At 49.6% G+C, this 6,272-nt stretch carries 9 protein-coding genes and 3 pseudogenes; 2 read left to right on the top strand and 10 right to left on the bottom strand.

The window, feature by feature from the left end:
• The first annotated feature begins 82 nt into the window (after positions 1-82).
• Positions 83-499 carry a HipA domain-containing protein gene (locus tag KQ940_RS22420; RefSeq protein WP_281419309.1) on the top strand — a complete coding sequence of 139 codons (417 nt, stop codon included), beginning with the start codon at positions 83-85 and terminating at the stop codon, positions 497-499.
• 37 nt (positions 500-536) lie between these two features.
• On the opposite strand, the gene KQ940_RS22415 is transcribed toward KQ940_RS22420, so the two are convergent.
• The 9 genes and pseudogenes from KQ940_RS22415 to KQ940_RS22375 form a co-directional block, all read right to left on the bottom strand.
• On the bottom strand, positions 537-950 hold the full coding sequence (locus KQ940_RS22415; protein ID WP_217416875.1) for a hypothetical protein: 414 nt from the start codon (positions 948-950) through the stop codon (positions 537-539).
• 1 nt (position 951) lies between these two features.
• Positions 952-1,947: pseudogene (locus KQ940_RS22410) on the bottom strand (RHS repeat-associated core domain-containing protein); the annotation flags it as partial.
• Positions 1,948-1,994: 47 nt separating this feature from the next.
• Positions 1,995-3,023, bottom strand: a complete 1,029-nt coding sequence (locus KQ940_RS22405; protein WP_217416873.1) for an RHS repeat domain-containing protein — start codon at positions 3,021-3,023, stop codon at positions 1,995-1,997.
• A 147-nt stretch (positions 3,024-3,170) separates the two neighbouring features.
• Positions 3,171-3,788, bottom strand: coding sequence for a DUF4259 domain-containing protein (locus KQ940_RS22400; protein ID WP_217416872.1), 618 nt, complete (start codon positions 3,786-3,788; stop codon positions 3,171-3,173).
• Positions 3,789-3,807: 19 nt separating this feature from the next.
• The gene (locus KQ940_RS22395; protein WP_425515653.1) at positions 3,808-4,239 is read right to left on the bottom strand and encodes a GIY-YIG nuclease family protein; all 432 of its coding nucleotides are present in this window, start codon (positions 4,237-4,239) and stop codon (positions 3,808-3,810) included.
• Positions 4,240-4,260: 21 nt separating this feature from the next.
• Positions 4,261-4,380 (bottom strand): annotated as a pseudogene (locus tag KQ940_RS23265) (RHS repeat-associated core domain-containing protein); the annotation flags it as partial.
• 111 nt (positions 4,381-4,491) lie between these two features.
• Complete coding sequence (locus KQ940_RS22385; RefSeq protein WP_343222713.1) at positions 4,492-4,782, bottom strand: HigA family addiction module antitoxin; 291 nt, start codon at positions 4,780-4,782, stop codon at positions 4,492-4,494.
• A gap of 19 nt (positions 4,783-4,801) precedes the next feature.
• Positions 4,802-5,080 carry a type II toxin-antitoxin system RelE/ParE family toxin gene (locus KQ940_RS22380; RefSeq protein ID WP_217416870.1) on the bottom strand — a complete coding sequence of 93 codons (279 nt, stop codon included), beginning with the start codon at positions 5,078-5,080 and terminating at the stop codon, positions 4,802-4,804.
• A gap of 48 nt (positions 5,081-5,128) precedes the next feature.
• Positions 5,129-5,422 (bottom strand): hypothetical protein, encoded by a 294-nt coding sequence (locus KQ940_RS22375; protein WP_217416869.1) that lies wholly within the window; start codon positions 5,420-5,422, stop codon positions 5,129-5,131.
• A 118-nt stretch (positions 5,423-5,540) separates the two neighbouring features.
• On the opposite strand from KQ940_RS22375, the gene KQ940_RS22370 reads away from it, so the two are divergent.
• A complete protein-coding gene (locus tag KQ940_RS22370; protein WP_246590266.1) occupies positions 5,541-6,068 on the top strand; it encodes a type II toxin-antitoxin system HipA family toxin in 528 nt (175 codons plus the stop codon).
• A 99-nt stretch (positions 6,069-6,167) separates the two neighbouring features.
• Here KQ940_RS22370 and KQ940_RS22875 read toward each other — a convergent pair.
• Positions 6,168-6,272 (bottom strand): annotated as a pseudogene (locus KQ940_RS22875) (FKBP-type peptidyl-prolyl cis-trans isomerase); the annotation flags it as partial.

The raw sequence follows: 6,272 nt of genomic DNA, 5'->3' as shown, positions 1-6,272 counted from the left end.
AGTCGGTTTATTGATGCCTCGGTGGAGGGGACATCTCAAGTTGCGATTTTGGGGACTTTAGCAACCGGCACTGACACTATTCATGCTGATCTCGCCTGGGTCCTCTCTCGGTGGCGCCCGTCCCAAGGCGTCTGTCATGGATGAGGCGGGCAATCTTCTTATCGCAAAGTTTCCCAGCCGGTATGACGATCACGATATCGGTGCCTGGGAGTACCTGACCTATCGGCTGGCGCTGGACGCGGGCATCGATATGGCCGAATGCCGCATCGAACGCTTCAACTCATTCCACCACACCTTCCTGACCAAACGCTTCGATCGGAATGGCGACCGACGCATTCACTTCTCTTCTGCCATGACGCTGCTTGAATACTACGATGGAGAGGAGGGTGTAGGCGCTGGCCCCAAATGCACACCCTGCTGGCCGGACGTGCACACCGAAACCGGAAAGGTGTGCACACCGTGCTGCTCAAAATGCAAAAACTTATTTCCTATAACTTAATCGATCCACACCCGACGAGTCTCGATTACGACATAAGTTAATGGCTAATAATTTCATAGGTACTTGGCTCAGTTTTAATATCATCGACTCTATATATATCTGAGGTCACTTTAACAATATTCAAATCATCAATCTCGTTTACATATATTTTTATCATTTTCATAGTATGATAAAAATATCCCAAGGCAACAAATTCTTTTCTTTCATACCCTTCGATACTTATATTACAAAGAAGTGGACTTCCACTTCTTATCATCAATACATGAAACTCTCGATGATCTGAATCGATATTTCCAAAATCCCATTTATTGATCATATCAGTGCATACCAGACTAGATATATCTTTTTTTATACCCTCTGTATCCACAACAAAAATAATAGAACCAAAATACATGTATACGCCCAATAAAAAGAAAATAATAGCTGAAAATAAAATTAATTTTAATTTCATATCACTTTACCTCGCTAATAGGTAAAGGACGTCCCATAAAAGTTCCGTCATAATTTCTATAACTCATTAAATCATCCATATTTGCAAAGCAGCTTGCTTGACAAGTACCAACATCAGAGTTTTCACCAATGAAGCATCCCATTTGATTGTTATATTGATCCATCAGATCAGTGGGACCACCATCTTCGTGTCTATTAAGGATACTCATCGCATCGGTACGTCCGAGTCTCTGCGTCAGAGAACAAGCCAAGACACAGTGTCTAATTGCATCAGCGGGTCCCATGAATGAGCTTTCTCCCGGAGACATCAAGCCAGGGTCCACTTGCGAAGCAGCTGCCTCAGCTTCTCTCTTCGCTTGTATAGCCTCGGCATACCCTGTGTAGCCAGCATCAGTAAGCGCTCCAACAGCATCTCTAACAGGATTCGAAGATGATTCAAGCCCATAAGGATCAATAAAGGAAATAGGATTACTACCGACAAATACGTAAGTATTCATCCCTCCAGCTAACCCAATCGGATCCGACTCAATGTACCGCCCCGTACTGGGGTCGTAATCCCGGAAGTAGTTGTAATGCAGCCCCGTCTCTACATCATAGTACTGCCCCGGGAACCGCAGGTTGTTGCTCACCTCTTCCGTCAGGATAGTCGCCTTGCCGAACGCCGTGTAACGCGCCTCCCATACCACCTTACCGCTCGCTACGATCAGCCGCTGCGGCGTACCCAGGTGATCGTTCTGGTAGTAGTAGACCTTGCCGTCCGCCGTGCGCTGGAACAGCGGGTCTGTGCTCCAACTCGCCCTCGGCCTGTAGTGGTACTCCTTGATCAGTGTCCCATCTTCCGCGTATTCCGCACTGAGCCCCTGGTCGGTATAAAGGAAATAGGTGGTGCTGCCGTTGGCCGTTTTGCTGATCCTCCGTCCGTAAGGGTCATGGGCGTATTTGGCCACCGTCATACCATCGTGCCGTACTGCGATCAGCCGCTCTTCATGATTGTAGTCGTAGCTAACCGTGTGCGGACCGGAATTCTAATTTACTCTGACCCCATTTATCTACTTTTGCTCACCAGTTCGCCATGCTCGCCGTAGCGCCGCTCGTTGACCACGCCGGTGGCGTCGGTGCTGCGGCGGGTGTACTGGCGGGTATCGGGGTTGTAGCTGACGCTGTAGCTGTTACCCACGCCATCGGCGTTGTAGGCAGACTTTAGTTCGTTGCCACGGATCTGTATGTATTCGCAGGTGGTGCCGTTGCTTTCGGCGCGGGCGAGGATCACCTCGTCGATGGGGTTGAAGCTGTAGGTGGTGGCCTGGCCCTTGGGGTCGGTGAAGCCGGCCAGTTGACCGGCGCCGGTGTAGCCGTAGTGGTAGGTCTTGCCGCGCACGTCGATGACGCCGGTGAGGCGGTCGTTGCCGTCGTACTGGTACTGCACCTGGCGGCCGCTGTGGTCGGTGACGCGGGCCAGGCGCTTGTCGGTGGAGGTGGTGGCGGCTTCCCAGGTGTAGGTGAGTACGGTGTTGCCCAGGTGGTCGAGGACGCGGGTGATGTAACCCTCGCTGTCGCGCTCGACGCTGACGGTGATGCCGTTGCGGTCGCTGTAGCGGATCATCGGCACGCGCAGGATGCGGCCGTTGTCGTCGCGTTCGACGGCGTAGTCGATGACATTGCCGCGCCGGTCCTGCCAGCGGTATTCGTCGTCGGCCGCGTTGTAGTCGATGGTGTAGATCAGCTGGTTTTCGTAACGGACGTTGTCGCTGCCCGCGACCCGTGGGTAGTGCTGGTCGATGCGGCGGAACGCGCTCGGCTGCTCATCGTCGACACCGGCCCAGACCGGCTCCAGGTCACTCCAGCGCCGGTTCCAGACCCAGTGATCATCCTGCCAGTAGCGAGTGACCCGGACGGTGCCGCCCAGTACCTTGACCTGCAGGTCGGTGAAGGTCTCGTTGAACTTGCCGGTGGCGAAGTGGGGGGCGGCGTTGTCTGAGGTGATGCCGCCCACTGCCCAGACCTGTAGCGAGAGCAGGCTGAGCAGGCCGCCCAGCAGTAGTGTGACTCCGCGGTGTATGAGCATCCCTTTCATCGTCGTGTTCGGTCCTTTGTGTTATCTCCAGGTCTCTTGGGTAGCGCGCTTATTTTACTTCGACCCCATTAATCCTAATCCTTTTACTTCGATCCCATTAATCCTAATCCTTTTACTTCGATCCCATTAATCCCGACCCCATTTATCCTATTCCCCATTTATTCTTTTGGAAAGCCTGATACGAAGCCCCTCAATATATGCATAAAATCCTTCAATATTCTTGATGTTTTTTTTCAACTCCTCATCATTCTCAATCTCATTAATAATCAGAATAGATGGAGGAATCAAACCCTGATAAACATCACCCTCATATATAATGTCTTTTTTATAATCTATACTTAAACAGCTGGAATATATTTCTAAAAACTCTTCTGAAGGATTTCCAACAAACGCCAACAAACTTTCTATGGCAGCCAGTGCATTCCATGCATAATCGTCACTATTTTCTGCATAGTTATCCTCATCATATTTTTTAATAGCCTCAATAATTTTATTTACATCTTCAGAACTTGCATTATGTCTATTTTTAAAATACTCAATAAGCTCATCGTTGTTTTCTAGTACTTCATCATTATCTGGAGCTATTAAATTACCAGACTCTTTCCGAATCAAATAATCATCATAATCTTTTATTGCACTCACAATTTTCTCATATTTAAGATCGGTCCCCCTAAGCTCACATATCCAGTCCATGGCATCATCATTATCGAGCGCAGAATACGAAAAAGCTCCCATAAAAACACCTACTATAAGAATATTAGTCATATCACCATCCCATATTCCTCTACGCAGCAGGAATTAATGGACTATAAGGGGTGCAAGCAAAACCACAGTTTTTCACCTTCCATTTTTCCTGTTCTTCCCATTGCTGAACTGGAGGAACATCACTTTCACCATCATTAAAAATAGGATTAAACATCTTAATTTCTAAAGTTTCAGCAACCTTGCATTTTTTTCTATTACTAAATTTTTTCATTACCAAAAACTTAAGATTACAAGCTAAACATTGAAATCTTTTTATAATCCCTTTTTTGCTATTTTTGTGTTGTCCTTCACGAACTTTAGGATTGTTTGTAATCCCCACATAGACAACCTGACCATTACAATCCACAATATTATATAAAAAGCACGGTGCATTTGGGTCGAGCTTTTTACGCAGTTTCTTAGGCGCTTTAAAATTCAGTTTTACACAAATAGGAATCCCACGTATTCTTATGCATACGTTTCCATCTGGATCAAAATTATTAACTGAGTTGTTCTCTGCATACGAGTATATATTTAAACTCCCCTCGAGCCCTATCGGATCAGCCTGAACGTACCGCCCCGTCTCCGGATCATAGTCCCTGAAGTAGTTGTAAACTAATTGCGTACTTTACGTGCTGGCCTACCAATCTTCACGGGAAAACTTCAGGGGGTCAGTGCTAAGGCCGCTCTAGCACCATGCGATGGTCAACGCGGCCTCGTTCCATCACCTCCCGTCCGAGACGGGGGTCTGTAGCGGGCGGATCGGCGGCTGAGAATGCAGCCTAGCCTGTGCTAAATCATAGTTCACCTGCATGGCAAGCCAAGCGCGGGCAGTACTTACACCGGCCATTTCCAAGCGCAACGCCAGATCGGGGCTTACGGCTGCCCTGCCATTCAGCACACGGGATAGGGCCACACGGGACATGCCCAACCGGTCTGCCGCTTCTGTCACCGACAAGCCCAGCTCGGCGATCACATCTTCGCGCAGCATCTCGCCCGGATGCGGAGGGTTCATCATCATGGCGCGGTCTCCTTTAGTGGTAATCAACATAATTGACCAATTCGACATCGACGCCAACAAACCGAAAGGTCACTCGCCAGTTGCCGTTCACCCAGATGGACCAGTACCCATTCAGTTCGCCCTTCAGCGGGTGCAGCTTGAACGAGGGGATATTGAGGTCATCCGGGCCTGCGGCAACGTCCAGTAAAGCCAGAATTCGACGGAGCTTCGCGGCATGTGTTGACTGTATGCCTCGGGTCGTCCCTGTTTGGTAAAAGGCTTCAAGCCCCTTGTGTCGAAAGCCGGTAATCATGCAGTGATTGTATCGCGTAGCGATACGATATACAAGCAAGGTGAAAACTCACTGATCACTCTTTGACTGATCACCGACTATATCCTTGTATCGCCGCTCCGCCAGATAGTGGGCAATATCCTTCACCAGGGCGAACTTTCCTCGCCGGTGTTCCAGTTCAAAGACAGGCACAGGAACCGTTTTGCGCACGAGCGACTGGCTAAAAGCAGCCTTGGAAACATAGCCGAGCGCAGTATAAAGCGCCTCGCCGGTCATGACTGGACCATGACGGCTCAGCAGGTCAGCCTCCAGGCTTTTTTCCAGTTCACGAATCAATCGTTCTTGCTGCTCTTTATCAACCATCGCTCCCTTCCCGTATATATCTGGTCAGATGATAACCAGTATAGACTGGGAAAGAATGTCCGACGTTTTACCAAAACACAAAACAAGCTGCATGGATTTAAACAGAAGTGGTGGACCTATGCTTAACGAACCGGACACCAGCACGACCTGCACGGCAAACCGGCACAGCGGTTCACCCCAGACCAGCGGAACCTGTCACTTTCACCGGCCCCCACAGGAGGGGGCCGGCTATCTGGAACTCGCCGAGTTTCTCACCAATCACGGCAGTGAATCCAGGAACGACCTGGCCGAGCTGTGGCGCCGCATCGTGTTCAATATCGCGGTATCCAACGTCGATGACCATCTGCGTAACCACGGTTTTCTGTTCGATGGCAAAGGCTGGCGACTATCGCCTGCATATGACATCAATCCGACAGCCGTCGCCAACGGGCTACATCTGAACATCGATGACAAGAGCAACAGTCTGAGTTATGAACTGGCCTTCGAGGTAATCGAGTTTTTCCAACTCTCTCGGGAAGTAGCCGAGGATATCTTCGTTAAGGTTCTGGCGTCTGTTGGCCAATGGCGTGAGGTTGCCGACCTGATCGGAATTTCACGCACCGAGCAAGAGATCATGAGGCCCGCATTCAATATCGACCACAAGTGAAACCATATAATCAAAATTCACAATATTGGGAAAGTATAGCTTCATCTACTGCAGAGCCCTACCAAGTTCGGCGCCCCAGGACTCCCGCACGGGCGCCTGCTATGAAACCGCGATAATACTGACCTCAAACAGCAGGGTTTTACCCGCCAGCGGATGGTTGAAGTCCACCATCACCCTCTCGTCGTTGAACTCGGCGATCACACC

It is taken from the genome of Marinobacterium ramblicola (genome assembly GCF_019084545.1).
Lineage (GTDB): Bacteria > Pseudomonadota > Gammaproteobacteria > Pseudomonadales > Balneatricaceae > Marinobacterium_D > Marinobacterium_D ramblicola.
Note: the sequence above shows the minus strand (reverse complement) of the source record. Positions and strands in the feature narration are given on the sequence as shown.